Genomic DNA, 26,429 nt, shown 5'->3' on the forward strand with positions numbered 1-26,429 from the left:
TTTCTTTGCTGCTTTCGTATTCCGCCGGGTCAAGAATCATTCCCGGGGATGTTAGAAATTGTAATCGTCTACGTTATTGATGGTAAAGACCACGCGCTCCGGCAGCAGAACCACGCCGTTATTGGCTTCGCCTGTAACAGCACCTTCCACCAGACTGTCGTTGGACATGACCTCTACCGTGCCGATGTTGGGGATATCAATCTTGTCGCCCACCTTTACGGTGTTGCCCGCAGACACATAAGCGGCCAAATAGCAGCCCATTGCGCCCTGAATTCCACAATCCCACAGGCCCCACTGCTCAATCACATTGGCTTTGCAGTATTCGCGGATGGAGTTGGGCGAAGCAAACCCAGTAATGCTGACATCATCTTTGGTCAGACCTTTGTTCTGGGCGGCCTTCAGCTGGCCGGGCAGAGCAGTGGAATCATTGCAGATAATCAAGTCAATGTCTTTGTGGGCTTCCAGAATGGAAGAGCCGACTGAGACCGCTTTTTCTGCATCCTGTTCGGAATAATAGTTACTGGAAGCGACGTTTTCCCAATTGGGGAAGTTCTCTTTAATATAAGCTTCGCCTGCTACCTGCCAGGAGTTCTGGTCGGCAACGGTGGCCTGAGAATAGTGCCATGCATATTTGATAGTGTCTTTCTGAATATCTTTGCCTCTCTTGGTCAGGGAATCCGCGCCCATATCCACCAGCATCTTGCCCAGAATATCAGGGGTTCCCTGAGAAACCATCAAGGTGCGGGCATCAGAGGATACGTCGGAGTCCCATGTGGCAACGGTAATTCCGGCGTCTGTGGCCTTTTTCAGCGCAGAATCCAGACCGGTTGCATCAACGGAAGAAATGCAGATGGCGTCCACACCGTTGGCAATTGCGTTGTTGATCACCTGAACCTGATCCGCCACAGCGGCGTTGGGACTGCCCTGGTAACTGACGGTAAAGCCCCAGTCTGCGGCATGTTTTTGTGCGCCGGCGTTAGCGGACTCAAAGAAGGCGTTTCCGGTCAGCTTTGGAATAAATACAACTGTTTTTCCTGCTACGCTGCCGGGAGCCGCCGTTTCAGATCCGCCGGAAGATGCCGGTGTGTCGGTGCTGCCCCCACAGCCTGCCACAGAAAGAGACATTGCCGCTGCAAGGACAAGTGCAAATACCTTTTTCATAAAAAGAGCCTCCTAAATTTTTTATTTGCATGGCTTATTACGCCAGAGCGTACTGAAAATCAGGAAGATTCCGTTCATTTAGTTTTTCATGCCCATCAGACGCGGGAATTTCCCCGCAAACAGTTTGATCACGCGCGGATTAGAAGAAAGGGAGCGCCCAATCACCACCAAAAGAAGCATCAGCCCCACCGGGATATCCAGATACTGAGTGTTGATTTTAAAGCTGAGCGGCAGGCCGAAGCGCAGAATCCCAATAACCAGTGCGGCCAGCGCCGTGCCGATTACACTTCCCTTTCCGCCGCTGCTCAGAGTCCCCCCCAACACCACCGCAGTGATGATGGGCAAGGTAAAGGTCATGCCGATATCGCTTTTCGCCGTACCCAAATATGAAGTCAGCACAATTCCCGCAATGGCGGCACTGGCGGCAGAAAGCACATAAGTACTTAAAATAACCAACCGGCTGTTAATGCCGGAAAACTCTGCGGCCCGGGGATTGACACCAATTAAAAACACCTTGCGCCCGTATTTGGAGCGGTGCAGCAAAAAGTAGGCAATCACCGTAAGTCCAGCAAAAATCAGCACCTGACTGGGAATCACGCCAAACAGCTTAAAGGAAGCAATCTGCAAAAAGCTTTCTGGGAACCCGCTGATTCCCTTATAGCTTTGGGTGGCAGAAAGCTTTGACACCAAAAGCGCGATGCCGCTGTATAAAAAGCTTCCGCCCAAAGTCACCACCATGGGCTGCACGCCGCAATAGGCCACAAAGAATCCGGACAGTGCTCCGCACAGAGAAGCAACCAACACAGCCACCAGACAGGCCGCCCAGATATTCAGGCCAGCATCCTGCCAGGTGACGCCGATGACAATCGAAGTCAGCCCCACGATGGAAGCCACCTGAATGTCAATGCCGCCCGTAATCATTACAAAGGTGACAAACAGCGAAATGATGCAGATGGAAATAATATCATTGATACTGCCCAAAAGCACATTTGGCATCAGAAATTTGGGATTTTTGGCGCCGAAAATCACGAACTCTAACAATAGAATCGCCAGAAGGACAAATTCCCACCGTTTCAGTTTTTCTAAACCATTTGAGGAACGAAGATGTTTCATGACGCAGCGCTCCTTTCCACAGATTCCTCCGGCGGCGGACCGAAACGGGAGTCCAGACGAGCACGCCGGGTTTTGACTGCGGCACGGTTCTGCGCCACCGCGTCAATCACTACGATTACAATCAAAAGGATGCCGGTAATGGTGTTATCGTAATCGGAAGAAAATCCAAGAAAAACCAAAATACGGCTGATAGAGGACATAATCACCGCACCGATGGAAGCGCCAATCAAGCTGCCCAACCCACCGGAAAGGCTGATTCCGCCCAAAACACAAGCGGCGATGGCCTTCATCTCATAGCCGTTTCCTGCAGTGGGGGTGATAAAACCGATTCGGGCAGAATATAAAATTCCTGCCACAGCAGCAAACAGGCCACATAATACATAAGCAATTATCTTTGTTCTGGCAGTGGGGATCCCCACCAAAGTGGCACCCGCCGGATTATCGCCAACTGTAATAAAATACTTACCCCGCCGGGTACGGGTCAGCACAACATGGGCGGCAATTACCAAAAGCAGAACGACGGCATAAAAGATAGTCAAATCCCCGGCCAGCCTGACATTGGCCATTCGGGTAAAACCCGGCGGCAGATTTTCAATCCATGCTCCTCCGGTATATACATAAACCAATCCGCGAACCAGTCCATTGGTTCCCAGTGTAAAAATCAAAGAAGGAATTCCCAGCCAGGCTATGCCGAACCCATTGAAAAGCCCCACGGCCGCACCCACCAGCATCCCCGCCAGAACAGCAGCAATCCAGCTGCCGCCGTCACGCAGTATGGTAGAAGACACCGCGGCACAAAGGCCCAAAGTGGCACCAATGGAAACATCGATTTCACCTGTCAGAATCACAAAAGCGATTCCCACCGCCAGCATGGTGAACACCACGCTGTCATTAAAGCAATTGAGCAGACTGGTGGGGGCAAGAAAATCTCGATTCACCATTCCCACAAAACCAAACAATAATATCAAAAAGCAAAGGCTGCTCAGTTCCCGCGCCTTGCCGATTTTTTTCAGCAACGTCATGAAACCACCTGCTCTTTCGCAATTACGTCAAAGGCGGCGGCCATCAGGTTATCCTGATTGATTTCCTCTTTGGAAAATTCCCGGTTAATACGCCCCTGATATACGGTTACCGCCCGGTCAGACAGCTCCACGATTTCTTCCATATCCGAAGAAATCAGCATCACCGCAACCCCTTCTTCTTTTAGCTGGTGAATGATGGAGTAAACCTCTCCACGTGCGACGGCATCGATTCCCCGAGTCGGCTCGTCAAGAATCACCAGCCGGGGCTTTGTGGAAAGAGATCGGGCGATGACAATTTTCTGCTGGTTGCCGCCGGAAAGACTTCCCGTCAGCTGCCCCTGCCCCGTCACCTTAATGCGAAAGTTCTCAATATACTCTTGCGTCAGCTCCTGCTCCATTTTTTTATTTAAAAAAACTTTGCCCATCATCATGCGGGACAAAATGGCCGAGGTGGTGTTGGTGGCCACATCGCTGATTTTAAACAAACCGTTTAGATGTCGGTCTTCCGGAACATAGTTGACACCAGCCTCCAATACTTTTTTGGTGGAAAGACCCGTAATGTCCTTTCCATCCAAAAGCGCTTTTCCGCCCAGCACCTTATCCCTGCCAAAAATGGTGGTGGCAAGCTCAGTGCGCCCGGCGCCCACCACTCCTGCTACCCCCAGAATTTCACCGGGATAGATTTTGAAACGAATATCCCGGAATCCATATCCGGAATAATCAATAAGTTCAAAAACAGGCTTGGCGTTTTCATAATCCACATTGCCCCCGCGGGAAACCTCTTTGATTTCCTCATGCTCCATATTGGGCGGCAAAAGGCCCCGAACCAACATCTCACGGGTAAAATCCCCGATGGGGCCCCGCAAAGTAATAATCCCGTCCCGCATAATAGAAACATGGGTGGCAATTTCAAACACCTCGGTCAAGCGGTGTGTTATGTATATCATTCCGATTCCTTTGGATTTCAGATCCGCAATGCACTGGAACAGACTTTTCACTTCATCAAAGGTCAAAGCGCTGGTGGGTTCATCAAAAATCAAAAGCTTGGCGTTGCGAAGCAGCCCACGCAGAATTTCGACCAGCTGCTGTTCGGCAATGGAAAGGCTGTTGGCCTTCCGCGTTAAATCCAATCGCCAGCCGATTTCATCCATCAGCTGAATCAGGCGGCGGCGAAGTTCCGCAGCAGGCGCGTCAAACCCCACACCGACCAGAATGTTTTCTTCCACCGTCATATTGGGGAACAGCATCGGCTCCTGCGGAACCATATAAATACCGTGTGACAGCGCCACCGAAGGCTTTGTCAACGCCACCTTTTGGCCGTGTATCAGAATCTCACCCTCATCCGGCTGGTGAATTCCCATGATTATTTTCATTAAGGTGCTTTTTCCCGCTCCGTTTCCGCCAATCAGTGCCAGCACTTCCCCGCCGCTGACATCCAGATCAATGCCCTTTAGCACATGATTCAGGCTGAACATTTTGTGGATTCCCCGCACGCTTAAAAGCGCCTGGCCGGAACGTTCTGTTTGGGACTGAGTCATTTTTCCCCCTCCATACACCAGAATTTTGCTTTGTGGTCTACGGCTGTTTTGCAGAATTGCAAAACCGAAACAATTGTTTCGACTCGAAATTATTATTTGTGTTTTTATCATACGATAATTCCCAAACATTGTCAACGCTTTCTTGCCCTGCTCAGCGAAAATTATTAGAGCAATTTTCTTTTAATTTTTGAAATTTATTTAAAAATTATATTGATAAGGTCTAAAAATAATCAAACTCCACTCTAAGTGCTAAAGATAAAAGAAGGTTTCAATTGGGGTGAAAAATAGCAATTGACAGTAAAAGGGAATGCTGATATACTTTAAATCGAAAACAAAATAAACTATATATAACTTTTGTATCAAAACAAAAAATGCTTTCCCCAATTTATTTTCATTCCGGATTTCCTCCCAGGGGGAGCAGCACTTGACTCTCCCCCTGCCGGGAATGGTATGATATTACCGAAACATATCTTTGGAGGTGCCCTGTGAATTACGAACAAACTCTGGTCGTAAAAACGGCCTGGTATTATTATGTGGAAAACATGACCCAACAAAAAATTTCGGAACGGCTCGGTATTTCGCGCATGCGGGTGATTAAGCTTTTGGAAAAAGCCAGACAGGATGGCGTTATTCAGTTTAAAATCCACCCCGACAAAGTGCACCGAATGGAGCTGGAGCGCCAGCTTTCTGAAACCTGGGGGCTGAAGGACACCTTTGTGGTTCCCACCCCGCCCGACACCGAAGACGTAAACAAAACCATCGCACAGGCAGCTTCGATGTATCTGAGCGACCGAATTTCACCGAATTCCTTTATTAATATGGGGTACGGCGACACCCTGAGCCGAGTGCTCAATCATCTGGCCACCCTCAGCGAATTCCCGGTTTCAGTGGTATCTCTTACCGGTGGGGTCAACTATTATCTTCCCAATGCGCAATCCCATATTTTTAACGCCAAGCTGCATCTGCTGCCCGCGCCCCTGCTGGTGTCTTCCCCCGAAATGGTGAAGGCCATGATGCAGGAGCCTTCCGTCACCGAAATCATGCGCATGGTAAAACTGGCTTCTTTGACTTTGGTGGGAATCGGCGGCATGAGCGATAACGCAACCATCTTAAAAAACGGCATCGTCAGCAAAAATGATTTTTTCTATTTGTCCATGCGCGGTGCCGTCGGCGATGTCCTGAGTCATTTTTTTGACAAAGAAGGCAATCTGGTTCACACCGGAATTGAGGATCGTCTGATCAGCACTCCCCTTGACACGCTTCGACAGCTGGATAACGTGGTGGGCGTGGCGGCAGGCCCCACAAAAGTGGAAGCAATCCGCGCAGCTTTGCGAGGGAAATACCTTGACACCTTAATCACTGACGAAGAAACCGCACGCGCACTCATCGACAGCAACCATTCAGACGAATTCTATTCCGGCAATTAAGAACCTTCAGAATGAAATTTCAGACGGGAGGCAATCAAAAATGTCGCGGAACTATTTGATGGCGGTAGATGCCGGAACCGGCAGCGTAAGAGCTGTTCTGTTTGATTTGGAAGGAAACCAAATTGGCTATGTGCAACAGGAGTGGGATCACAAAGAAGATCCCCGCTACCCCGGCAGCATGGATTTCGACTGGGTTCACAACTGGAATCTGGCCGCGGGCTGTATTCGGGGCGTACTGGAGAAAACCGGAATTTGCCCGCGTGATTTGGCGGCGATTTCTACCACCTGTATGCGGGAAGGAATTGTGCTATACGATGACACAGGGCAGGAAATTTGGGCCTGCGCCAACGTGGATGCCCGCAGCGACGACGAAGTGGTGGAACTCATTGAACGCAACCCGGAACTGGAAAAAGAGCTTTATTTGGAATCGGGGCAAACCTATGCCCTGAGTGCCCTCCCCCGCCTGATGTGGCTGAAAAACAAAATGCCGGAACTGTACGAAAAAACCGCCGCAGTGGGGATGTTCAACGACTGGCTGATTGATAAGCTGACCGGCATTTTAGCGGTAGAGCCCAGCAACGGTTCCACCACCGGCATATTTAATTTGCAGAACCGGAACTGGAACCCGGAAATTGCAAAGAAGTGCGGACTGCGCACCGATATCTTCCCCGCCATCACAGAATGCGGCAGCATTGTGGGGTCTGTCAGTGAGTCCGCGGCAGCACAAACCGGGCTAATTTCGGGGATTCCGGTGGTGTCCGGCGGCGGCGATGCCCAGCTGGGCTGCATCGGCGTGGGGGTTGTCAGCCCCGGCCAGGCCGCAGTATTCGGCGGAAGCTTTTGGCAATATGAATTTAACACCGCCAGCGGTCAAACCGATCCCCAGTGCCGTGTCAGGGTAAATTGCCACGCCATTCCCGGTGTTTGGCAGTATGAGGCCTTGGCTTTTAAGCCCGGACTGGTGATGCGCTGGTTCCGCGACGGATTCTGTGAACTGGAAAAAAGAGAGGGCGAAGAATCCGGCCAGGATCCCTATTATTTAATGGATCAAAAGGCGGCGCAGGTTCCCGCAGGCTGCTATGGCATGATGTGTGCCTTTTCAGACGTTATGAACTACATCCATTGGAAACACGCAGCCCCCACCTTCACTAATTTTGATTTGGATCCCTTAAAATTTAACCGGTATACCTTTTACCGCTCCATTTTAGAAAACACCGCTCTGGTGACAAAAGGGCATCTGGATTTGGTACGGGAATCCACCCACAACATGCCGAAAGAAATTATTTTTGCGGGCGGTGCCTCCAAAAGCCCTTTGTGGTGTCAAATTCTTTCTGATGTTTTGGGCCTGCCGGTGCGGGTTCCGGTGGTAAAAGAAGCGACGGCACTGGGTGCGGCAATCTTGGCAGGGGTTGGCGTGGGAATTTACAGCGACGCCGCACAGGCCGCACAAAAACTGGTCAAATGGGATTGCCAATACCGGCCCAACCCAGAAAACCATACCCTTTACTCGCAAATGTATGAAATCTGGCGCAAGGTCTATGGAGCACAGCTGGAATTGTGCAGCCAAAAACTGACGAAGCCGATGTGGAGCGCCCCCGGCGTATCGGCTACCAATCAATTGAGGAAAGGATAGGATGGCATATGTTTATTACAGATGAAAAGGATCATGAGTACCGTTTTGGAGACAATGGCCCCAAGTACCTGATGAAAGGCCCGCGTATGAATTTCGCCTTGGTTCAGTTTCAGCCCGGACAGGATTTTAAAGCGCATTTTCACAATGTGATGGAAGAAAACTTCTATATTATAGAAGGGGAAATCGACATCGTGGTGGACGGCGTCGTGCATCATTTAACCCCCGGCCAATTTATCCATATTGAACCCCATGAAGTCCATTACTGTATCAACAATTACGATAAACCGGTGAAAATGGTTTCTACTTTGGCTCCTTATCAAGACGTCGACAAGGTAGAAATAGACAATTACAGCTATTAATGTATCAATAAAGCCCTTAACATATCTTCATGAGCATAAAAAGAAAGACCGGGAACAGCTGCTGGCTGGTCCCGGTCTTTCTTTTTATCGGACTGCATCGTTTGATTTTATCTCAATCAAAACGCACTGCCTATTTACACCGGAATATTTGAAGCACCCTGTAAAAATCACAGGAAAAAACGCAGCAAATCCGGATACAGAATATCCTTATCTACAATATAGCTATCGTGTTTATGGTCTTTCAGAACCATTAACTCCGCATTGGGCAGCGCCTGTGCCAAACGCTCAAAGGATTCCGGCTGAAAGATATCATTTTCCGCAGCAACCACTAAAGTGGGAATCGTGACATCCTTCACATCATCTAATTCAATATTAGGCTGTTCCAACATCAGCCGGAACAACGGATCCTTGGTTTCTTCATAGGTTTGCTTTAAAAACTGATAGCTTTTCTCCGTAAAATCTTCCGGTTTTAAATTCACTCCCAATAAAACCATTTTATGAATGAGTTCACTTTGATTCATAGCCAAAATCAAAGATAGAATGGCGCCGTCACTAAACCCGACCAGATTCACCTTGCCCAAGTTTAATTCTTCAATAAAACAGCCAATATCTTTTGCCATGGTGTCATAGGAATAATCTTCTGTCTTATCGCTTTCCCCGTGATTCCGGCTATCAACGGCATATACCGTAAAATGTTTTTGAAGCTTTAACGCAATCACATCAAAAATATGATGGTCTTCCCCATTCCCATGCAGCAGAATCAGCGGCTCACCTGTTCCCGATTTTTCATAAGCCAATTCCACACCGTTTGCTTTTATCTTCATCTCTTTTCTCCTTTATTTTTTCAAAAATCCATGAAGGCCCCGGATATCATTCAGATATGTCCGGCTCAACTACATCCCATTTTCATCACATGTTTTTGCTCGAATTTACTATTATTATAGCTGATTAAGAAATAAAAAGAAATAGCAGATGCTGTTTTCAGCCTGTCCGACGGCAAGCCTGTTTGATTCACCGTAATTTTTCCCGCTCTTTTCTTTTGCGGCTTTTTCGGGGTTCGATTCCCCAGACATAGAAAAATCCATTTAACTGCATAAATACTAAATCTCGTTAATTTAGATCCATGCCGGAAGATTCTGATTTTTGTTTTTTAAGTCACAAAACAGCTTTCTAATTTGTTTATATAAAGAGAAGGAAGGGAATCTCTCTGTACATGCGTCTTGCCGTATCAATATAATTATGTTACATTGATAAAAAGGAAAACATAATAAAAATTTTGATCTCCTATTCTAGTAAACGCACTTACAATAAGCAGTTTTATCGCCATATCTTACGATTCCGGGTGTTACTTAGACTATCGGTGACCATTCAGTCATACTAGATTATTTGAAATAATGCATTATTAGAAGATGCAGAGAGGAATTTCTATGCGACAGAAAATGAACTATCTCATTACAAATAAATTTTTTGCAATTTCTATTTTTTTAGTCTATAACTTCTTTTTATATTTTAACGCAGAAGACTTAAATTCCGCTTATAGTATGGAGGCTATTCTTGCTGGGAACAGGATTATCTCAGTTAAGACTGTTTTTTCATTTGTATTTTTCTTTTTAATGTGCTATTTTTCAGTAAGAGCGGATAATTTGTTCTTATCGATAGACAAAAACAAGCTGAAAAAATATAGGCGTTTGAAAACACTCTTATTTTTCTTAATCTCTGCGCTTTTATTTTTCCCATTTATCTATTTTTGTTTTCCATTATTTGCAGCTCTTTTACCTGTTTGTCTGGCGACAGATTATATGCTTATGTATTATATTTTCATTTGTATTTATTACAAGGCACCTGAATTTTCTCAATAACTTCCATTGCTTTCATTTTACTTATTTCGTGCCTTTTGAGTAGATTTCCCATTGAAATGGAGTACTCTTTTATGAATCGATTAAAGAACAGATTGTTAAACAAAACCACGGTTCTTATGCTTACGGTCTTATTTACTCTATTTTTATTGATTCAGTATTTCTGGAATTTAAATCTGACACTCTCTTATTTTATTACTGCTCTTTTTGGTATCTTACCTTTTTACTATCAATTTCATTTGGAGCGAAATGAAAAAAGCAAGCTGTATTTGCCAATGACGATACTATTTTTTCTTATTATTTTTACTCTTCTTTTTAATCCGCGAATATTAGAACTCCAAGTCTTTTTTCAGATTGCTTCTCGATCAATTGCACTTCTCCTATGGGAAGATACTTTCGGGCTTTACCTTCATGCACTCAGGTTTAAAAGATTTTAATTATCTCACAAAGGCAGCGTTGGCTTAAAAGAATGCTGCCTTTGTGATTTTCAGAATTTTATTACTAAAAAAACTACCAAACAAGCAATACATGCGATCGATTACGGCATTTGGGGATCTGACCCAACCAGCGGAAAAGGGAATCGGTGTGCACATTCAGTAACCGCATATTTTGAAATGCAAGGCACTTCTGTATTAATGGAGTGGTCAGACTTTCCCTTCATAACTTTACCAAGTAATGCAACTCAGGCAGAGACTGCGTATTAAGGAATTGCGTATTACTTTGTAGCATGAAGCGGCTCCTCGCTTAGATTTCCCATTGAAATGGAGTATTCTTTCATGAATCGATTAAAGAACAGATTGTTAAACAAAACCACAGTTCTTATTCTTACGGTCTTATTTACTCTATTTTTATTGATGCAGTATTTCTGGAATTTAAATCTGACACTCTCTTATTTTATTACTGCTCTTTTTTTCATTCTGTGTATTTATTATGGCTTATATCTGGAGAGAAATGAAAAAAGCAAACTGTATCTACCTATGACGATACTATTTTGCATCTGTTTGGCTTTTCTTCTTAGCCTAGAACCCTATATTTTCTTTCGCGCTGTTTCTCGGGCGGTTGCGCTTCTTCTATGGAATTATACCGTGGCACTTTACCTTCATGCACTTATATTTAAAAAATGATAACGATCTCAAAAAGGCAGCGTTTTCTTAAAAGAATGCTGCCTTTTTAGTTCCAGAATTTTATCAAGTAGAAAAACAGCACCAAACAAGACATCCAGTCTGTTGCAATGTTTTCAGGGTTCAATTCCCCAAACATAAAAAACAGCCCATCAGCTGACCTTCACTGTTTCATCTTTGATATCGATGTGTTTGAAACATGGGTGCAAAACAAAACGTACTTCGTTCCGTGAAGTATGTGACTTGTGTGCAGGCTTAGCCTGCTGGAGCGGATGATGGGAATCGGTCGGCGCTGTTTTCTCTCGCGTTCCGCGGTAAAGCCTTCTAATTCGCCGTAATTTTCCCCACTCTTTTCTTTTGCGGCTTTTTCGGGGTTCGATTCCCCAGCGATATAAAAAAGGCCAGCCAACCGGCCGACCTTCATTTTGGAGCGGATGATGGGAATCGATCGGCACTGTTTTTTCTCGCGTTCCGCGGTAAAGCCTTCTAATTCGCCGTAATTTTTCCCGCTCTTTTCTTTTGCGGCTTTTTCGGGGTTCGATTCCCCAGCGATATAAAAAAGGCCAGCCAACCGGCCGACCTTCATTTTGGAGCGGATGATGGGAATCGGTCGGCACTGTTTTTTCTCGCGTTCCGCGGTAAAGCCTTCTAATTCACCGTAATTTTCCCCGCTCTTTTCTTTTGCGGCTTTTTTCGGGGTTCTCATCCCAAGCAGCCGCACAAAAAGACCGACCCTGACGGGTCGGTCTTTTTGTGGAGCGGATGATGGGAATCGAACCCACACTATCAGCTTGGGAAGCTGAAGTTCTGCCACTAAACTACATCCGCATCTATTAAAATAATCCTTATAACTTTTAAAGTTTATCACATTCGATTTGCTTTTTCAAGAGATTTGGTAAAATTTATAGCCTTTTTCTTGATTCACTTAACATAATTTTTAAAAACCGAACCAAAACTCTAATTCCTTCCACACTTTCCACAGACTTTTCCACAATACAATGGGGACAAACACGCTAAAAACAAATCTTTTCCATAGTTTTCCCCAACACTTCTCCACACCCAAGTGGAAAGCCCCTCAGTTTATAAGTTTACATAATGTGGAGATTTTGATCGAAAAAAGCGGCAAGGCCAGAGGAAAAACCCTTGGCCCGCCGCCTTTCTAATTGGAAACAAATGGCAAATTTTGACAATTTTAATTCTATCTTGCCTTTGATTTGACTTCTTCCACCGCTTTTTGGATAAAATCTGACAGCGGCATGGTTCCAATATCTCCCTCACGGCGGCTGCGCACCGCAACCACACCGTTTTCAACCTCTTTATCCCCGATGACCAACATATAGGGGATTTTTTCCAGCTGAGCTTCGCGAATTTTATAGCCGATTTTTTCGCTGCGGTGATCACAGGACACTTCCAGCCCGGCTTCTTCCAGCTGGGCGGCAATCGCATCTGCTTCATCATGCAGACGTTCGCTGATAGGCAGCACACGAACCTGCTCGGGCATCAGCCACATGGGCAGGGCACCGGCATATTTTTCAAGCAAGAGAGCCAAGGTGCGCTCATAGCAGCCCAAAGAAGTACGGTGAATAATATAGGGGTTCTTCTTCACTCCGTCCCTGTCCACATACTCCATGCCGAATTTTTCTGCCAGCATCTGGTCAATTTGAATGGTAATCAGCGTATCCTCTTTGCCATGGACATTGCGAATCTGGATATCCAGCTTCGGTCCATAGAAAGCAGCTTCGTCAATCCCAATGGAATATTCCAGCCCCAAATGATTCAGGATTCGCTCCATCACGCTCTGAGCCTCATCCCACTGCTCCGGTGTGCCGATATATTTCTCCTGATTATTCGGATCCCACTGAGAGAACCGATAGCTGACATCCTCTGCCAAGCCCAATGTTTCCAGCATAAAGCGGCAAAGCTCTACACAGCCCCGGAATTCATCCTCCAGCTGTTCTGGCGTTACAATTAAATGTCCTTCAGAAATCGTAAACTGGCGCACACGAATCAGGCCGTGCATTTCGCCGGAATCCTCGTTGCGGAACAATGTGGAGGTTTCTCCCAACCGCATGGGCAAATCGCGATAAGAACGCTGGCGATTGAGAAACACCTGATACTGGAAGGGGCAGGTCATGGGGCGCAGGGCAAACACTTCTTTGTCCTTTTCCTCATCGCCCATCACGAACATGCCTTCGCGGTAATGATCCCAGTGGCCAGAGATTTTATACAGATCACTTTTCGCCATCAACGGTGTTTTGGTCAAAAGATAGCCGCGTTTTTTCTCGGTATCTTCTACAAAGCGCTGCAAAGTCTGAAGCACCCGGGCGCCTTTCGGCAACATGATGGGCAAGCCCTGACCGATATAATCCACTGTGGTGAAATATTCCAACTGACGGCCCAGCACGTTGTGATCGCGCTTTTTCGCTTCTTCCACTTGGGCCAGATACTCTTCCAGCTCTGCCGTTTTGGGGAACGAAATACCATACACTCTTTGCAAAGCCTTGTTTTTAGAATCACCGCGCCAATAAGCGGAGGTAGCCGCTGTAAGCTTAACTGCCTTTACACTTCCGGTTGTCATCAGATGAGGGCCGGCACACAAATCGGTAAACTCCCCTTGGCGATAGAAAGAGATATCTTCCCCTTTCCCGGCGTGTTCCTCAATCAGTTCCACTTTATAGGGCTGATCTTGCTCCTTCATCAGCTCGATTGCCTCCTGCGGGGGCAGAAGGAACCGCTCGATGGGAAGGTTTTCTTTAATAATCTTCTTTATCTCTGCCTCAATCACCGGCAGATCTTCCGGTGTCAGGGTGCGGGGCAGATCAAAGTCATAATAGAATCCTTTTTCAATAGAAGGGCCAATCGCCATTTTTGCTTCAGGGAACAGGCGCTTTACTGCCTGTGCCATAATATGAGAGGTGCTGTGCCAATAGGCCTGCTTGCCCTCCGGATCCTGAAAGGTCAAAATATCCAGTTGACAGTCCTGCTGAAGAGGGGTGCGCAAATCCACCACTTGTCCGTTTACTTTGCCGGCACAGGCCGCTTTATATAAGCCGGCGCCCAAGGATTTTGCCACTTCCCCCACCGTGATTCCGGCCTCAAATTCCTTCACATCATTTTTTAAGGTTATTTGAATCATGATTCTTCCTCCTGTTCAATTTGTCGATATAACTTCATATATGGATATAAAAAAAGCCCCGCCCCAATACTGGGGCGAGACTTGTAATCCCGCGGTTCCACCCGGTTCGGCAAAGCTTAGTGCCCTGCCCTCCTGCGGCTGATAACGGTGCCAACCGTCACGCCTTAAACCAAAGGCCCTTTTACAGAAGCCGGTTATTCGGCGCGCGCTCCAAGATGGTAATCCAAGCCCTTTTTGCCACATCCGCTTTCAGCCGGTGACGGACGCTCTCTGCTGCAAAACTTTGAACCGGATCTTCTTTTCAACGCTTATTTGTATTCTTGAATTCATACTACCACCACACAAGCACCTTGTCAAGCGGATCACTTCGTGATATTTCACGATTTTGCGCCGGATTATCATCAATTTTCTTGACATGCACCCTGTAAAAGTTATACAATTAGGAATAAGATGCGCCCTGCGGCGTATCCGATGGGATTGACGCACCCAGATTAATAAATTTAAAACTAAAATATGAAAATTTTTTTCACAAGGAGGTGTCTATGGTTTGAATGTTCCCCTATGGTTATGTATCATAATAGCGCTTGCAAGCGCCGTTATTTTTGGCATAATTGCATTTTTTGCAGGCATCGGTCACCGAAAAAAGACCGCTGAATCCGTAATCGGTTCTGCCGAACAAGAAGCAAAACGCATTGTAGGCGACGCGATTAAATCTGCCGAAGCAAAGAAAAAAGAAACAATTCTTGAGGGCAAAGACGAAATTCACAGGCTTAGAACGGAATCGGAACGAGAACTGAATGAACGCAGAAAAGAAATCCAGCGGCAAGAACGAAGAGTTCAGCAAAAGGAAGAGACTTTGGACAAAAAACTAGAAGGGTTAGAGTCCAAGGAAAACGCTATTAATAATAAGAATAAAAAAGCGGATGAAAGACTTGCAGAAGCGGAAGCCGTAAAGAAAAGCCAGTTTGATATGCTGGAACGAATTTCTGGTTTCACCGTAGAGCAAGCCAAAGAATATATGCTGAAAAATCTTGAGGACGAGCTGACTCACGAAAAGGCTTTGAAAATACGGGAATTTGAGCAGCAGACCAGAGAAGAAGCTGACAGCAGCGCCCGTGAGATTATTTCTCTTGCGATTCAGCGCTGTGCTGCCGATCATGTGGCAGAGGCCACTATCTCTGTGGTGCCGCTGCCCAATGACGATATGAAGGGACGCATCATCGGCCGTGAAGGGCGCAATATCCGTGCCATTGAAACGATGACCGGTGTTGACCTGATTATTGACGACACACCCGAGGCAATTACTTTGTCCTGCTTTGAGCCGGTACGGCGCGAAGTAGCTCGTATCGCTTTGGAACGTCTGATTTCTGACGGAAGAATTCACCCGGCACGCATTGAAGAAACCATTGAAAAAGCACGCCGTGAGGTGGACGCTACCATTAAACAAGAAGGTGAACGCGCGGTTATTGAGGCCGGCGTAAACGGAGTTCATCCAGAACTGATCAAGCTGCTGGGACGGCTGCGTTACCGCACCAGCTATGGACAGAATGTGCTGAACCACTCTTTAGAGGTTGCCTATCTGACCGGCATTATGGCATCTGAACTGGGGCTGGACCCCACATTGGCACGCCGCGCCGGTTTATTGCATGACATCGGCAAAGCTCTTGACCATGAAATCGAAGGCTCTCACGTTGATATCGGCGTAGATGTAGCCAGGAAATACAAAGAAAGCGAAGCGGTAATTCATGCCATTCAGGCGCACCACGGCGACGTGGAAGCGAAAACTGTAATCGCCTGTCTGGTACAGGCGGCTGACGCCATTTCTGCGGCAAGGCCCGGTGCCCGCCGTGAAAACCTGGAAAACTACATTAAACGGCTGGAAAAACTGGAAGGCGTTGCTTCCTCCTTTAACGGGGTAGAACGCTGCTATGCAATTCAGGCCGGACGCGAAATACGCATTATGGTAAAGCCCGAAGTGGTAAACGATGACCGAATGATTCTTCTGGCCCGCGAAATCTGTGATAAGATTGAGCAGGATTTGGAATATCCGGGACAAATTAAAGTCAACATCATCCGCGAAAGCCGGGCAATTGAATACGCGAAATAAACGGTCAAACCGTTTAAAGAGGGAACACTTTGTTCCCTCTTTTTTTATTTCGCCCGATTTCCCTTGTGTTATTTTCCCCCAAAGGTGTACAATAAGAACATAGTATATCGTTTTTAGAAAGAGTGAGGCCCTTTATGAATATTCTTGCAATCGGCGATGTGGTGGGCAGCATTGGCTGCCGATTCCTGCGGGAACAGCTGCCCCGGCTAAAAAAAGAAAAACAAGTGGATTTGGTGATCGTCAACGGCGAAAACTCTGCCGACGGCAACGGGATCACCCCGACTTCGGCAGAATTTCTGCTTTCCAGCGGAGCGGACGTTATCACCACCGGAAACCACTCCTTTCGCCGCCGGGAAAGCTATGAGCTGTATGATAACTGTGAAACCCTTCTTCGTCCGGCGAACTTTCCGGTCAGCGTGCCCGGGCGCGGCGTTTGCGTGGTAGATTTGGGCCGGATACAGGTGGCGGTGATTAACCTGATGGGAACCTCTTACATGGAAAGTCTGGACTGCCCCTTTACCCGAGCCGATCAAATTTTAAGCGATCCCTCTCTTCCCCCAATCAAGCTGGTGGATTTTCATGCGGAAGCAACCGGTGAAAAAGGTGCGCTGGGCTATTATCTGGATGGCCGGGTATCTGCCCTGTTCGGAACCCACACCCATGTGCAAACCGCCGACGAACAGCTTTTGCCCCAAGGAACTGCTTTTCTTTCGGATTTGGGAATGACCGGGCCGATTCATTCCGTGCTGGGAGTAAAACCGGAATTGGTCATTCAAAAGCTTCGCACTCATATGCCGGTGCGTTTTGATTTGGCCGACGGCCCATGCAAAATGGAGGGGGCTATTTTCTGCATTGACGAAAAAAATGGAAACGCAATTTCTGTAGAAAGAGTTCAGATCAAGTCATAATTTACAAATATTTGGAATAATATGAAAATAATATGATTTATTTTAACAAATAACCCTTGCAAAATACAGATTTTTGTTTTATGATAGGAGTGTAACTCAGGCGGGAGGTTATTTAATATGGAAGTTTTAAAAGTATCATCAAAATCCTCACCCAATTCCGTAGCAGGGGCTATCGCTGGTGTTATCCGTGAAAACGGAGCTGTAGAAGTACAGGCAGTTGGAGCCGGAGCTTCCAACCAGGCGATCAAGGCAATTGCAATCGCGCGCGGATACCTTGCACCATCAGGGATCGATATTGTATGTATCCCCGCCTTTGCCAGTATTAACATTGACGGCGACGAACGAACCGCTATCAAACTGATTGTGGAACCGAGATAGCTTCCTCGGGCATCGCCTCTGGTACTGTTTTGCAATTCCTTGAGTGATAAAGCGTAATAAAACAAACCGGCGTCTTCACAACGCCGGTTTGTTTTTGGATACTGCCGGTTAGGAATAAATGGATTGAATAACCATCAACAATATGTTATAATAACCCCACGGCATTAACGAAGGCAAGGCCTTCGATGCCTGAGGGAACATTGAATCATGTGAGGCAATAAAGGTGTTTTTCCCTCTATCCTTTTGAAGGAATTCGGATGAAATGCCACCGATTGAATCACCCCACGGCATTAACGAAGGCAAAGCCTTCGATGCCTGAGGGAACATTGAATCATGTGAGGCAATAAAGGTGTTTTTACCTCTATCTTTTTGAAGGAATTCGGGTGAAATGCCACCGATTGAATAACCCCACGGCATTAACGAAGACAAAGCCTTCGATGCCTGAGGGAACATTGGATCATGTGAGGCAATAAAGGTGTTTTTTCCTCTATCCTTTTGAAGGAATTCGGGTGAAATGCCACCGATTGAATCACTCACATCGTTAGCCAAAAGCAAAGCTTTTGACAACTGAGAAAACACGGAATCATAACCAATATTCCTTTTTTACGCTGCGATGTTGCGCATCGTTCTGCAAGGGTGTGGTTTTTATTCCTTTTTCATTTAGAATATCATCACAATGTATTATGCATAAAACACAGTGAAACAGATCAGGCGCTTCGCGCTTTGCGGCTGTGCCGCGCAAAAGAGCCACCGCCTTTTCAAATATAATATAAAAAATAAATTTAAATGCCTTATAAAAAGCTTTTTGGGGCAGTTACCCTTTCAAATTTTCAGTTGAAGAGGAGATGCGACACAATTGATAAATGGATATGAATTAAAGTGCGCCATACTTTCCGGTGCCAACCATATTGTCAGGAATAAAACCCTTGTGGACAGCCTAAATATTTTTCCGGTACCAGACGGTGATACGGGAACAAATATGTCTATGACCATTTCTGCAGCAGCAAAAGAATTGGAAAAATCCGAAGACAGCAGCGGCATTGGTGCAATTTCGCATACCGTTGCCTCGGCCATGCTGCGCGGTGCCCGGGGAAATTCCGGCGTTATCCTCTCGCTGTTATTTCGGGGCTTTTCAAAAGGTCTGGAAGGTTTAGAGCAGGCAACCGGCGCCGATCTTTGCCGGGCCCTGGGCCTTGGTGTAGAGGCCGCTTACAAAGCGGTAATGAAGCCCACCGAAGGAACAATTCTGACGGTGGCTCGGGTAGCTTTTGAAAAGGGACAGGCGGCAGCAGAACTGGATGACGATGCCCTACAGGTCTGGTCTGCTATCTGCCAGGGTGCCGACGAGGCCTTGGAGACCACACCGGAGCTTTTGCCCGTGCTGAAAAAAGCCGGCGTTGTGGATGCCGGCGGAAAAGGCTTATGCCTGATTTTTGAAGGAATGCTGTCTGTTTTCCGGGACGGCATTATTTTAGAAAGCGAACAGCCCGAATCAGAGAATGTGGGCGGTTCTTCTTCCTCCGTTCACAGTGCGGCGGAAGAATTCCACCGGAACGTGGCGGCCGAATTTGATCAAGAGATCACCTTCACCTATTGCACCGAGTTTATTGTAGGCAGGGATCCCGAAATTCCAACCGATCCGCAGACCGATCTTCGCCCGTTTCTAGAAAACATGGGCGACTGCGTTGTAGTAGTAGACGACGAAGAGATCATTAAGGTTCACGTTCATACAGAGGATCCCGGAAATGCTCTTCAAAAAGCACTGACCTATGGTCAGCTTTTGACCGTAAAAATAGAAAATATGAAAGAACAGCACCGCAAGGCGGCAGAAAGCAATCAGGCCGCTAAAGAGGCCGACGCAAAAGCGGCACCACAGCCTGTGATTGCCGAACCTGTGGAAGACATCGGCTTTGTGGCGGTGACTGCGGGAGAAGGCCTGCAATCTTTGTTTATGGACTTGGGTTGCTCTCAGGTTGTCAGCGGCGGCCAAACCATGAACCCCAGCACCGAAGATATTTTGGCTGCGGTATTGGCGACTCCTGCTAAAACGGTTATTGTTCTTCCCAATAACAAAAACATTATCATGGCGGCCGAACAGACGGTTCCGCTGGCAAAGGATCGCAAAGTGGTGGTTCTTCCCACCCGCACCCTTCCCCAAGGGCTTTCTGCCATGCTGGCCTATGATCCGGAAGTATCAATTGAGCGCAACACCGTCATCATGGTGGAAGCCGCCAATTCCGTTGCAACCGGTCAGGTAACCTTTGCGGCAAGGGATTCCGAGTTTGGCGGACACCGGATTAAAGAAGGCGACATTCTCGGCCTGAAAAACGGCAAACTGGATATCATTGAAAAGGATCCGGTTCACACCGTTGTCAAGCTGACTCGTTCCATGGTAAACCGCACAACCTCTTTTGTAACGCTGATCTACGGCAAGGACATTACAGAAAGCCAGGCACAGGATGCTTACAACCGTATCAAGTCCAAAGTCAGCGGCGATATTGAAATCACTTTGGTGGACGGCGGACAGCCGGTGTATTACTTCATCGTTTCTGTGGAATAACTTCTGGCTAAAGAAGGGTTCACCATGGCATCACTGTTTCAAAAAGAAATCAAAGAATTAAAAGGCGTCGGCGTCAAGCGCTCCCAGTTATTTGCAAAGCTGGGGGCGCCCACTGTCGGCGCTTTGCTGCGTTTTTATCCACGAGATTACGAAGACTGGAGCCAACCGGTTTTATTGGCTCAGGCGCCGCTGAATCAGGTGTGCACCGTAAAGGCAACCGTAATATCCCCTTTGTCGGAACAGCGCATCCGCAAGGGCATGACCCTGTATAAATTGCGTGCCACCGATGGCCAGCACGATGTCCTCATTACTTTTTTTAATAACCCGTATTTGAAAAATTTACTTTTGGAGGAAAAAGAGTATCTGTTCAGAGGCAAGGTCAGCGGCACTTTGCTGCGGCGGGAAATGTCTTCACCGGATTTTCTTCCTGCTGACCGGGTACTTCCTTTGCGTCCCATTTATCGGCAGACCGCGGGGCTTAGCTCCCGCATCATTGCAAATGCAGTAAATTCTGCTTTGGCTTTACTGCCGAATCCGCTTCGCGATCCCCTGCCGGAGCCTATGCGGCAATCTTACCGTCTATGCGGACTGGGCTTTGCGCTTCACAATATTCATTTTCCCAAAGACAGAAAAGCTCTGGAACACGCAAAACGGCGCCTTATTTTTGAAGAACTCCTGATTTTGCAATTGGGTCTTTTGCGCATGAAAAGCCGCAACCGGCAAAAGAACACTCTGCGCCTGACACAGGATGCTTCCCGGGATTTTTTTACTTCTCTTCCCTTTTCTCCCACTGGGGCTCAAAAGAGGGCTGTGGAGGAATGTATTTCGGATATGCAGGGGGATTCCCCCATGAACCGGCTGCTTCAGGGCGACGTGGGCAGTGGAAAAACCGCTGTGGCCGCCGCTTTGTGCCACAGCGCCATCGCTTCGGGCATGCAGGCGGCTTTCATGGCCCCCACCGAGATTCTGGCCCAGCAACATTTTCGCACCATGCAGCAGCTTCTGGAGCCTTTTGGCATTCGTGTTGCTTTGCTGACCGGCTCTGTTACTGCCGCCAACCGGCGCAAAATTCTGGAAGCTTTAAAGGATGGGCAAATCCACCTGCTGGTGGGAACCCATGCTTTGCTCAGCGACACCGTTTCTTTCCGTCGTCTGGGCTTGGTGGTCACTGATGAACAGCATCGCTTTGGCGTGGCTCAGCGAACCGCCTTAACCCAAAAGGGGGATCACCCCCATATTCTTGTGATGTCTGCCACCCCCATTCCCCGCACTTTGGCGCTCATGATCTATGGTGATTTAGAACTGTCTGTTTTAAACGAATTGCCCCCGGGGCGCCAGAAAACCGAAACCTATGTGATTGATACGGCAAAGCGCAGCCGGGCCTTTGGCTTTATCCGCAAAAAACTGGATGCAGGCCGACAGTGCTACATTATCTGCCCGTTGATTGAGGACAGCGAAAGCGACATGGCTTCTGTAACGCAATACGCAAAGGACTTGCAGGAAAAATGGTTTTTGAGCCATACGGTAGGCGTTCTGCATGGCAGGATGCGTCCGGCTGAAAAAGAACGAACCATGGCCGCCTTTTCTGCCGGACAGATTGATATTCTGGTTTCTACCACTGTGGTGGAAGTGGGAGTGGACGTGCCCAACGCCGTTGTGATGCTCATTGAAAACGCAGAACGCTATGGGCTGTCACAGCTGCACCAGCTGCGGGGACGCATTGGCCGCGGCACAGAAAAATCCACCTGTATTCTGGTGTCGGACGCACAGAACGAAGAAGCCTTGCAGCGACTTCGGGTGATGTGTGAAACCAGCGATGGATTTCAAATTGCCGATGAAGATTTGCGCCTGCGTGGGCCGGGCGATTTCTTCGGTGCACGCCAGCATGGGTTGCCTGAACTAAAAATAGCGGATATGAGCGCAGATTTTGAGCTGTTAAAGCTGGCTCAGGACGCAGCACGAGAGCTTTTGTCACAGGATCCCTCTTTAGAGCTTCCGGAACACCGGGGGCTCCGCGCAGAAGTACACCAATTGTTTTCTGCTCTGGAATAAGCCGTTTTTAGGGCAAACATTCAGACAGAAAGAAACTTGGATCGCCTTTTGTGTGCCACAAAAATCAATTCAGTCTTAACAGTTAAAAATTCACTGGAATCGCCAATGGTTATTCCAATAAAAAAACCCGGAAAGAGAATTTCTTTCCGGGTTTTGATTTTAAATTATTGTATCAGGCACACAGTCTGCCCTTCTTATCGCTTTACATTACATATCGCGGTATTTTTTCACCTTGCGCAGACGTTTCCGTTTGCGGTTATAAAGCAGTGCCAACACCAGATAGACAATCACCAGCACCACGATAATACCCACAATCACCAAGAACCAAATCGAAGTCACAATGTTGCGGATCACATCGGCAGAATGTAACAGTTCGCTGCGTTCTACTGATTCTGAAGCCACCAAATTAATGGTCGTCAGTTCCTGATTGGCATAGCTTAATACTGCCGTGCCCACCACCTGACCCTTTTTCACCGGTGCTTCTACACTTTCGGGCAGTTTTGGGGTAATAATAACGCTGGTTGGAGAAACCTCTTTGGGCAAGATCGTGGCATAGCTTTTTTCTGCCACCAACAGCAATTTATCTTTGTTCCAGGCATAGTCCAGCTTTACTTCGCCCACGCTGGATCCGCTTTCCACCACGGTCTTAATCCGTAGATTGCTGAATGCCCACTCATACAGCGCCTTGGTGTCTTTCATCTCGCCGCGCGTGGTGATGCTGTTTCCTTGGGCATCTATTTTAGGGGCATGCAGGATGACCGCCATATAGCTGTAGCCGTCTTTAATGGCAGTAGAAACCAAACAATAACCCGCCTGATCGTGAGATCCTGTTTTAATGCCTTTGGCATACCGATAAAAATAAGAACCGCCGGTATATTGGTCAATCAAATAGTTGGTGGTTACCAGCGTGCGTGACTGGGGCGATTTATTGGTCGCCGGCAGCTGATACCGGGTCTGTGAAGAAATATCCATAAAGTATGGCAAGGTCATGGCATACTTGGTAATCGTATAAAGATCTTTCGCGGTGGTATAGTGCTTCTCGTCATGCAATCCATGGGGATTGGCAAAATGGGTATTTTCACAGCCCAATTCCTTTGCCTTTGCGTTCATCAAATCCACGAACTTACCGATGTCCCCATTCCCCACATAATCCGCCAACACCATAGCGGCATCATTTCCCGAAGGAACCATCAGGCAGTTCAGCAATTGAAGGGCGGTTAACTCTTCTCCCTCCAACACGCCGGACAGAGAACTTCCCGTGCCTAACAGCAGATCTACGACACTTTTTTTCACAGTAATTTTGGTGCCGGACAAATCTTTAATTTGTTCCGATGCAATAATAAATGTCATAATCTTGGTGGTGGATGCGGGTTCTAGTTTTGTATCCGAATTCTGTTCAAACACCACAGTATCTGTGTCCAGATTCACCAGCAGGGCGGCCTCTGAATTCAGACTAAAGTCTATGTTATACGCCGCTGCCGAAGCTGGAGCCGACGAAAAAAACACGCAGAATGTCAGCAAAAAAGCCAAAACAGGCGTAAACATTTTTTTCATGGAAAAACTGCCTCCAATGTGATATGATTAATGCAATACAACGATTTTAAGTATAACAGCTATTTGTGAAAAGATAAAGAATGATTCTGAAAAAACAGAAAAAATTAAGAGATAGGGCGGGAATGTTCTTGATTTATCTAACTGGAGATATGCACGGGGAACTGGATCGGTTTCAAAGTGCGGAAATCCGCCGCTTAAAGCGCGGGGACAGCCTGATTGTATGCGGCGATTTTGGATTTATATGGAATGGGGATCGGGCCGAAGCAAAAATTTTGCAAAAGCTCGGTTCCAAAAAATATAATATTCTGTTTGTAGACGGGGCCCATGAAAACCACGACGCTTTAGAGCAGTACCCGGTGGAAGAATGGAACGGGGGCAAAGTACATCACATTAGTGGAAATTTATACCATTTAATGCGGGGTCAGGTTTTCACATTGGAAGGAAACACCTTTTTTACCTTTGGGGGCGGCGAAAGTCAGGAAAAAAAGATGCGGCAGGAAGCCGGAAAATGGTGGCCGCAAGAGATGCCGAATCGACAGGAAATGGAAGAAGGCGTTGCGAACTTAACCGCACGAAATATGCAGGTTGACTATATCGTGACTCACGAACCTTCTCCTCGCATGCGAACCCTTATCAATGAAAAACATCAAGTCAGTCCGCTGGAAATGTATTTTGAAGGATTGCTTCGCACTGTGAAATTCCAAAAATGGTTTTTCGGATCGCTGCACACGAACCGAAACATTACCGGCAGCCACATTTGTTTGTTTGATGATGTGGTAAAACTGTAAGGATACTCCTTTGAATCAGTTCAAAAAAGCGCCCGGATGGTTTTTTCAGCCATCCGGGCGCTTTTTGTCCATTTGAAACAATCCACTCTTTTCATTATGATTCGTGCTGTCTGCATTCTTAACAAACGCGCCATGACCCGAAAAGCACCAAAGAAAGATAATTTGTTATTTGATAAAAAATCCCAAAAGCATTTTTTGATTTATTCATATGTATGAAACGCTGTAAGATAGCAAAAAAGTGAAACCACTTTGCAATTATAGCCTTGCCGTTTGAATCGAATGATTACAAGAAGAAAAAGCAAGCTCAGCTGTATCAAAAATGCCTTTTATATTTGATGAACATTCTGAAATAGAAGATGACAAAGAGCCTTTCAAAGGAACCAATGGATCCCCTGTCAATAAAAGTTCATCGAACGATCTTTTCGCACACCTGATGTCTCAGTCGTTATGATAAAATCATAACGCCGAAAGCCTGTTTGATTAAAGAGAGGATGGACAAGACTCCCCCATCATGTGAAAGTAACCTTTAAAAATAAATCATAAAATAACATAACAAAAAAGGATGCCGGAAAATAATTCCCAGCATCCTTTTATTTGAGAAAAAACTTATTTCACTTCGACTTCTGCGCCAGCCTCGGTCAGCTTTGCTTTGATAGCCTCAGCATCGTCCTTGGAAACGCCCTCTTTCAGAGCCTTAGGAGCATTGTCTACAACTTCCTTTGCTTCTTTCAAGCCCAGGCCGGTCAGCTCGCGAACAACCTTGATAACCTGAATCTTGTTAGCGCCAGCAGCCTTCAGAACTACGTCGAACTCAGTCTTCTCTTCTGCAGCAGGAGCAGCAGAAGCAGCGGGAGCAGCGGCAACAGCAACAGGAGCAGCAGCGGAAACGCCGAACTCTTCTTCCAGAGCCTTAACCAGCTCAGACAGCTCCAGAACAGTCAGAGCCTTTACATCTTCAATCAACTTAACAACTTTATCAGACATTGATGAAACCTCCATATTTTTAAAATTTAAGAAATCAGGCGTTTGCAGCCTGCTTTTCGGCAATCGCATTCAGTGCGACCACCAGTCCCTTCATTGTGCCATTCAGCACGGTAACAAAACCAGTAATCGGAGCATTCAAGCCGCCCAGGGCTTTTGCCACCAGAACTTCCTTCGAGGGAAGCTCAGCCAGCTCTTTCACAGAAGCTGCATCGACAGCGCCGCCATCGACGAAGCCCGCTTTGATCTCAAAGGTTTTGCTTTTTTCTGCGAATGTAGACAGAATCTTTGCACTGGAAACATAATCGTCATTGCTGTAAGCAATTGCGGTTGTTCCTTCCAATACCGGATCCAATCCTTCGATCCCGGCGTCTTTCAGAGCACGAGACAACAGGGTATTCTTTACCACACGGTAAGTGTCCCCGGTTTCACGCAGTTCCTTTCTCAGCTTGGTATCCTCTGCAACGGTAATGCCCTTGTAGCTTACAATGACACCAGCGCAGGCAGATTTCAAGCATTCAGACAACTCAGCAACATACTGCTGCTTTTCTGCTAAAATCTTCTCACTTGGCAAATGTATTCACCTCCATCTTCCAAAGGAATCGTGCGTACAATCAAAAAAGCCTTTCCTGCAGGCGCAGGAAAGGCGTCACTTGACTATAAAATAGACATCACAGTGAACGGCTCTTTCCTCGGCAGGCCGAAACCGAAAGAACGGTTCCATTAAGCATACGC

Annotated in this window: 21 protein-coding genes, 1 tRNA gene and 1 other annotated feature (1 of these 23 only partly in view); of the genes, 10 read left to right on the forward strand and 12 right to left on the reverse strand. The window is 46.9% G+C overall.

Annotated features, from left to right (window positions below; translation table 11 throughout):
- Positions 1-51 precede the first annotated feature (51 nt).
- From C1A02_RS04945 to C1A02_RS04960, 4 genes are all read right to left on the reverse strand, one after another.
- Positions 52-1,161, reverse strand: a complete 1,110-nt coding sequence (locus C1A02_RS04945) for a substrate-binding domain-containing protein (RefSeq protein WP_101697108.1) — start codon at positions 1,159-1,161, stop codon at positions 52-54.
- A 78-nt stretch (positions 1,162-1,239) separates the two neighbouring features.
- Positions 1,240-2,274 carry an ABC transporter permease gene (locus C1A02_RS04950; RefSeq protein WP_101697109.1) on the reverse strand — a complete coding sequence of 345 codons (1,035 nt, stop codon included), beginning with the start codon at positions 2,272-2,274 and terminating at the stop codon, positions 1,240-1,242.
- Positions 2,271-3,296 (reverse strand): ABC transporter permease, encoded by a 1,026-nt coding sequence (locus C1A02_RS04955; RefSeq protein ID WP_101697110.1) that lies wholly within the window; start codon positions 3,294-3,296, stop codon positions 2,271-2,273. Before C1A02_RS04955 ends, C1A02_RS04950 begins: the two co-directional genes overlap by 4 nt.
- Complete coding sequence (locus tag C1A02_RS04960) at positions 3,293-4,834, reverse strand: sugar ABC transporter ATP-binding protein (RefSeq protein WP_101697111.1); 1,542 nt, start codon at positions 4,832-4,834, stop codon at positions 3,293-3,295. The genes C1A02_RS04955 and C1A02_RS04960 overlap by 4 nt, the downstream gene beginning before the upstream one ends.
- Before the next feature lie 485 nt (positions 4,835-5,319).
- On the opposite strand from C1A02_RS04960, the gene C1A02_RS04965 reads away from it, so the two are divergent.
- The 3 genes from C1A02_RS04965 to C1A02_RS04975 are packed head-to-tail and all read left to right on the forward strand — an operon-like array spanning position 5,320 to position 8,253.
- Positions 5,320-6,261 carry a sugar-binding transcriptional regulator gene (locus tag C1A02_RS04965; RefSeq protein ID WP_101697112.1) on the forward strand — a complete coding sequence of 314 codons (942 nt, stop codon included), beginning with the start codon at positions 5,320-5,322 and terminating at the stop codon, positions 6,259-6,261.
- A 40-nt stretch (positions 6,262-6,301) separates the two neighbouring features.
- Positions 6,302-7,894, forward strand: a complete 1,593-nt coding sequence (gene lsrK / locus C1A02_RS04970; protein WP_101697113.1) for an autoinducer-2 kinase — start codon at positions 6,302-6,304, stop codon at positions 7,892-7,894.
- Between the two features lie 8 nt (positions 7,895-7,902).
- A complete protein-coding gene (locus tag C1A02_RS04975) occupies positions 7,903-8,253 on the forward strand; it encodes a cupin domain-containing protein (protein WP_101697114.1) in 351 nt (116 codons plus the stop codon).
- A gap of 167 nt (positions 8,254-8,420) precedes the next feature.
- Here C1A02_RS04975 and C1A02_RS04980 read toward each other — a convergent pair whose 3' ends face one another.
- Positions 8,421-9,077, reverse strand: a complete 657-nt coding sequence (locus tag C1A02_RS04980; protein WP_101697115.1) for an alpha/beta fold hydrolase — start codon at positions 9,075-9,077, stop codon at positions 8,421-8,423.
- A gap of 603 nt (positions 9,078-9,680) precedes the next feature.
- Between C1A02_RS04980 and C1A02_RS04985 the strand changes: the two genes are divergently transcribed.
- Positions 9,681-10,112 carry a hypothetical protein gene (locus C1A02_RS04985; RefSeq protein WP_101697116.1) on the forward strand — a complete coding sequence of 144 codons (432 nt, stop codon included), beginning with the start codon at positions 9,681-9,683 and terminating at the stop codon, positions 10,110-10,112.
- 1,281 nt (positions 10,113-11,393) lie between these two features.
- On the opposite strand, the gene C1A02_RS05000 is transcribed toward C1A02_RS04985, so the two are convergent.
- The 3 genes from C1A02_RS05000 to thrS form a co-directional block, all read right to left on the reverse strand.
- Entirely contained in the window at positions 11,394-11,936 is a 543-nt protein-coding gene (locus C1A02_RS05000; RefSeq protein ID WP_129588145.1) for a hypothetical protein, read from the reverse strand.
- 48 nt (positions 11,937-11,984) lie between these two features.
- A tRNA-Gly gene (locus tag C1A02_RS05005) sits at positions 11,985-12,058 on the reverse strand.
- Between the two features lie 370 nt (positions 12,059-12,428).
- Positions 12,429-14,366, reverse strand: a complete 1,938-nt coding sequence (thrS, locus tag C1A02_RS05010) for a threonine--tRNA ligase (RefSeq protein WP_101697120.1) — start codon at positions 14,364-14,366, stop codon at positions 12,429-12,431.
- A gap of 547 nt (positions 14,367-14,913) precedes the next feature.
- Here thrS and rny point away from each other — a divergent pair.
- The 3 genes from rny (at position 14,914) to C1A02_RS05025 (ending at position 17,759) form a co-directional block, all read left to right on the forward strand.
- The gene (gene rny / locus C1A02_RS05015) at positions 14,914-16,473 is read left to right on the forward strand and encodes a ribonuclease Y (protein WP_370737785.1); all 1,560 of its coding nucleotides are present in this window, start codon (positions 14,914-14,916) and stop codon (positions 16,471-16,473) included.
- A 134-nt stretch (positions 16,474-16,607) separates the two neighbouring features.
- Positions 16,608-17,381 carry a TIGR00282 family metallophosphoesterase gene (locus C1A02_RS05020; protein WP_101697121.1) on the forward strand — a complete coding sequence of 258 codons (774 nt, stop codon included), beginning with the start codon at positions 16,608-16,610 and terminating at the stop codon, positions 17,379-17,381.
- Positions 17,382-17,498: 117 nt separating this feature from the next.
- A complete protein-coding gene (locus C1A02_RS05025; protein WP_101697122.1) occupies positions 17,499-17,759 on the forward strand; it encodes a stage V sporulation protein S in 261 nt (86 codons plus the stop codon).
- A gap of 108 nt (positions 17,760-17,867) precedes the next feature.
- On the opposite strand, the gene C1A02_RS05030 is transcribed toward C1A02_RS05025, so the two are convergent.
- A complete protein-coding gene (locus C1A02_RS05030; protein ID WP_164997150.1) occupies positions 17,868-18,308 on the reverse strand; it encodes a hypothetical protein in 441 nt (146 codons plus the stop codon).
- Positions 18,309-18,615: 307 nt separating this feature from the next.
- On the opposite strand from C1A02_RS05030, the gene C1A02_RS05035 reads away from it, so the two are divergent.
- Both C1A02_RS05035 and recG read left to right on the forward strand, forming a co-directional pair.
- Positions 18,616-20,319, forward strand: coding sequence for a DAK2 domain-containing protein (locus C1A02_RS05035; RefSeq protein WP_101697124.1), 1,704 nt, complete (start codon positions 18,616-18,618; stop codon positions 20,317-20,319).
- Between the two features lie 24 nt (positions 20,320-20,343).
- Positions 20,344-22,371 (forward strand): ATP-dependent DNA helicase RecG, encoded by a 2,028-nt coding sequence (recG, locus tag C1A02_RS05040; protein WP_101697125.1) that lies wholly within the window; start codon positions 20,344-20,346, stop codon positions 22,369-22,371.
- A gap of 207 nt (positions 22,372-22,578) precedes the next feature.
- On the opposite strand, the gene C1A02_RS05045 is transcribed toward recG, so the two are convergent.
- Positions 22,579-23,925 (reverse strand): D-alanyl-D-alanine carboxypeptidase family protein, encoded by a 1,347-nt coding sequence (locus tag C1A02_RS05045; RefSeq protein WP_101697126.1) that lies wholly within the window; start codon positions 23,923-23,925, stop codon positions 22,579-22,581.
- A 128-nt stretch (positions 23,926-24,053) separates the two neighbouring features.
- Here C1A02_RS05045 and C1A02_RS05050 point away from each other — a divergent pair, with 128 nt between their 5' ends.
- Entirely contained in the window at positions 24,054-24,713 is a 660-nt protein-coding gene (locus C1A02_RS05050) for a metallophosphoesterase (protein ID WP_101697486.1), read from the forward strand.
- Between the two features lie 606 nt (positions 24,714-25,319).
- On the opposite strand, the gene rplL is transcribed toward C1A02_RS05050, so the two are convergent.
- Together rplL and rplJ are read right to left on the reverse strand one after the other, a co-directional pair.
- The gene (gene rplL / locus C1A02_RS05060) at positions 25,320-25,697 is read right to left on the reverse strand and encodes a 50S ribosomal protein L7/L12 (protein ID WP_101697128.1); all 378 of its coding nucleotides are present in this window, start codon (positions 25,695-25,697) and stop codon (positions 25,320-25,322) included.
- Between the two features lie 34 nt (positions 25,698-25,731).
- On the reverse strand, positions 25,732-26,268 hold the full coding sequence (gene rplJ, locus C1A02_RS05065; RefSeq protein WP_101697129.1) for a 50S ribosomal protein L10: 537 nt from the start codon (positions 26,266-26,268) through the stop codon (positions 25,732-25,734).
- Between the two features lie 33 nt (positions 26,269-26,301).
- Positions 26,302-26,429: a sequence feature (ribosomal protein L10 leader region), on the reverse strand; it runs 33 nt beyond the window's last position.

Source organism: Clostridium minihomine (assembly GCF_900240385.1).
Taxonomy (GTDB): domain Bacteria; phylum Bacillota; class Clostridia; order Oscillospirales; family Acutalibacteraceae; genus Faecalispora; species Faecalispora minihomine.

What these genes read in the sequence shown, in the direction of transcription:
- C1A02_RS04945 (WP_101697108.1), bottom strand. Translation starts at nt 1,161, where the DNA reads ATGAAAAAGGTATTTGCACTTGTCCTTGCAGCGGCAATGTCTCTTTCT.
- C1A02_RS04950 (WP_101697109.1), bottom strand. Translation starts at nt 2,274, where the DNA reads ATGAAACATCTTCGTTCCTCAAATGGTTTAGAAAAACTGAAACGGTGG.
- C1A02_RS04955 (WP_101697110.1), bottom strand. Translation starts at nt 3,296, where the DNA reads ATGACGTTGCTGAAAAAAATCGGCAAGGCGCGGGAACTGAGCAGCCTT.
- C1A02_RS04960 (WP_101697111.1), bottom strand. Translation starts at nt 4,834, where the DNA reads ATGACTCAGTCCCAAACAGAACGTTCCGGCCAGGCGCTTTTAAGCGTG.
- lsrK (WP_101697113.1), top strand. Translation starts at nt 6,302, where the DNA reads ATGTCGCGGAACTATTTGATGGCGGTAGATGCCGGAACCGGCAGCGTA.
- C1A02_RS04975 (WP_101697114.1), top strand. Translation starts at nt 7,903, where the DNA reads ATGTTTATTACAGATGAAAAGGATCATGAGTACCGTTTTGGAGACAAT.
- C1A02_RS04980 (WP_101697115.1), bottom strand. Translation starts at nt 9,077, where the DNA reads ATGAAGATAAAAGCAAACGGTGTGGAATTGGCTTATGAAAAATCGGGA.
- C1A02_RS04985 (WP_101697116.1), top strand. Translation starts at nt 9,681, where the DNA reads ATGCGACAGAAAATGAACTATCTCATTACAAATAAATTTTTTGCAATT.
- C1A02_RS05000 (WP_129588145.1), bottom strand. Translation starts at nt 11,936, where the DNA reads ATGAGAACCCCGAAAAAAGCCGCAAAAGAAAAGAGCGGGGAAAATTAC.
- thrS (WP_101697120.1), bottom strand. Translation starts at nt 14,366, where the DNA reads ATGATTCAAATAACCTTAAAAAATGATGTGAAGGAATTTGAGGCCGGA.
- C1A02_RS05020 (WP_101697121.1), top strand. Translation starts at nt 16,608, where the DNA reads ATGAATATTCTTGCAATCGGCGATGTGGTGGGCAGCATTGGCTGCCGA.
- C1A02_RS05025 (WP_101697122.1), top strand. Translation starts at nt 17,499, where the DNA reads ATGGAAGTTTTAAAAGTATCATCAAAATCCTCACCCAATTCCGTAGCA.
- recG (WP_101697125.1), top strand. Translation starts at nt 20,344, where the DNA reads ATGGCATCACTGTTTCAAAAAGAAATCAAAGAATTAAAAGGCGTCGGC.
- C1A02_RS05045 (WP_101697126.1), bottom strand. Translation starts at nt 23,925, where the DNA reads ATGAAAAAAATGTTTACGCCTGTTTTGGCTTTTTTGCTGACATTCTGC.
- rplL (WP_101697128.1), bottom strand. Translation starts at nt 25,697, where the DNA reads ATGTCTGATAAAGTTGTTAAGTTGATTGAAGATGTAAAGGCTCTGACT.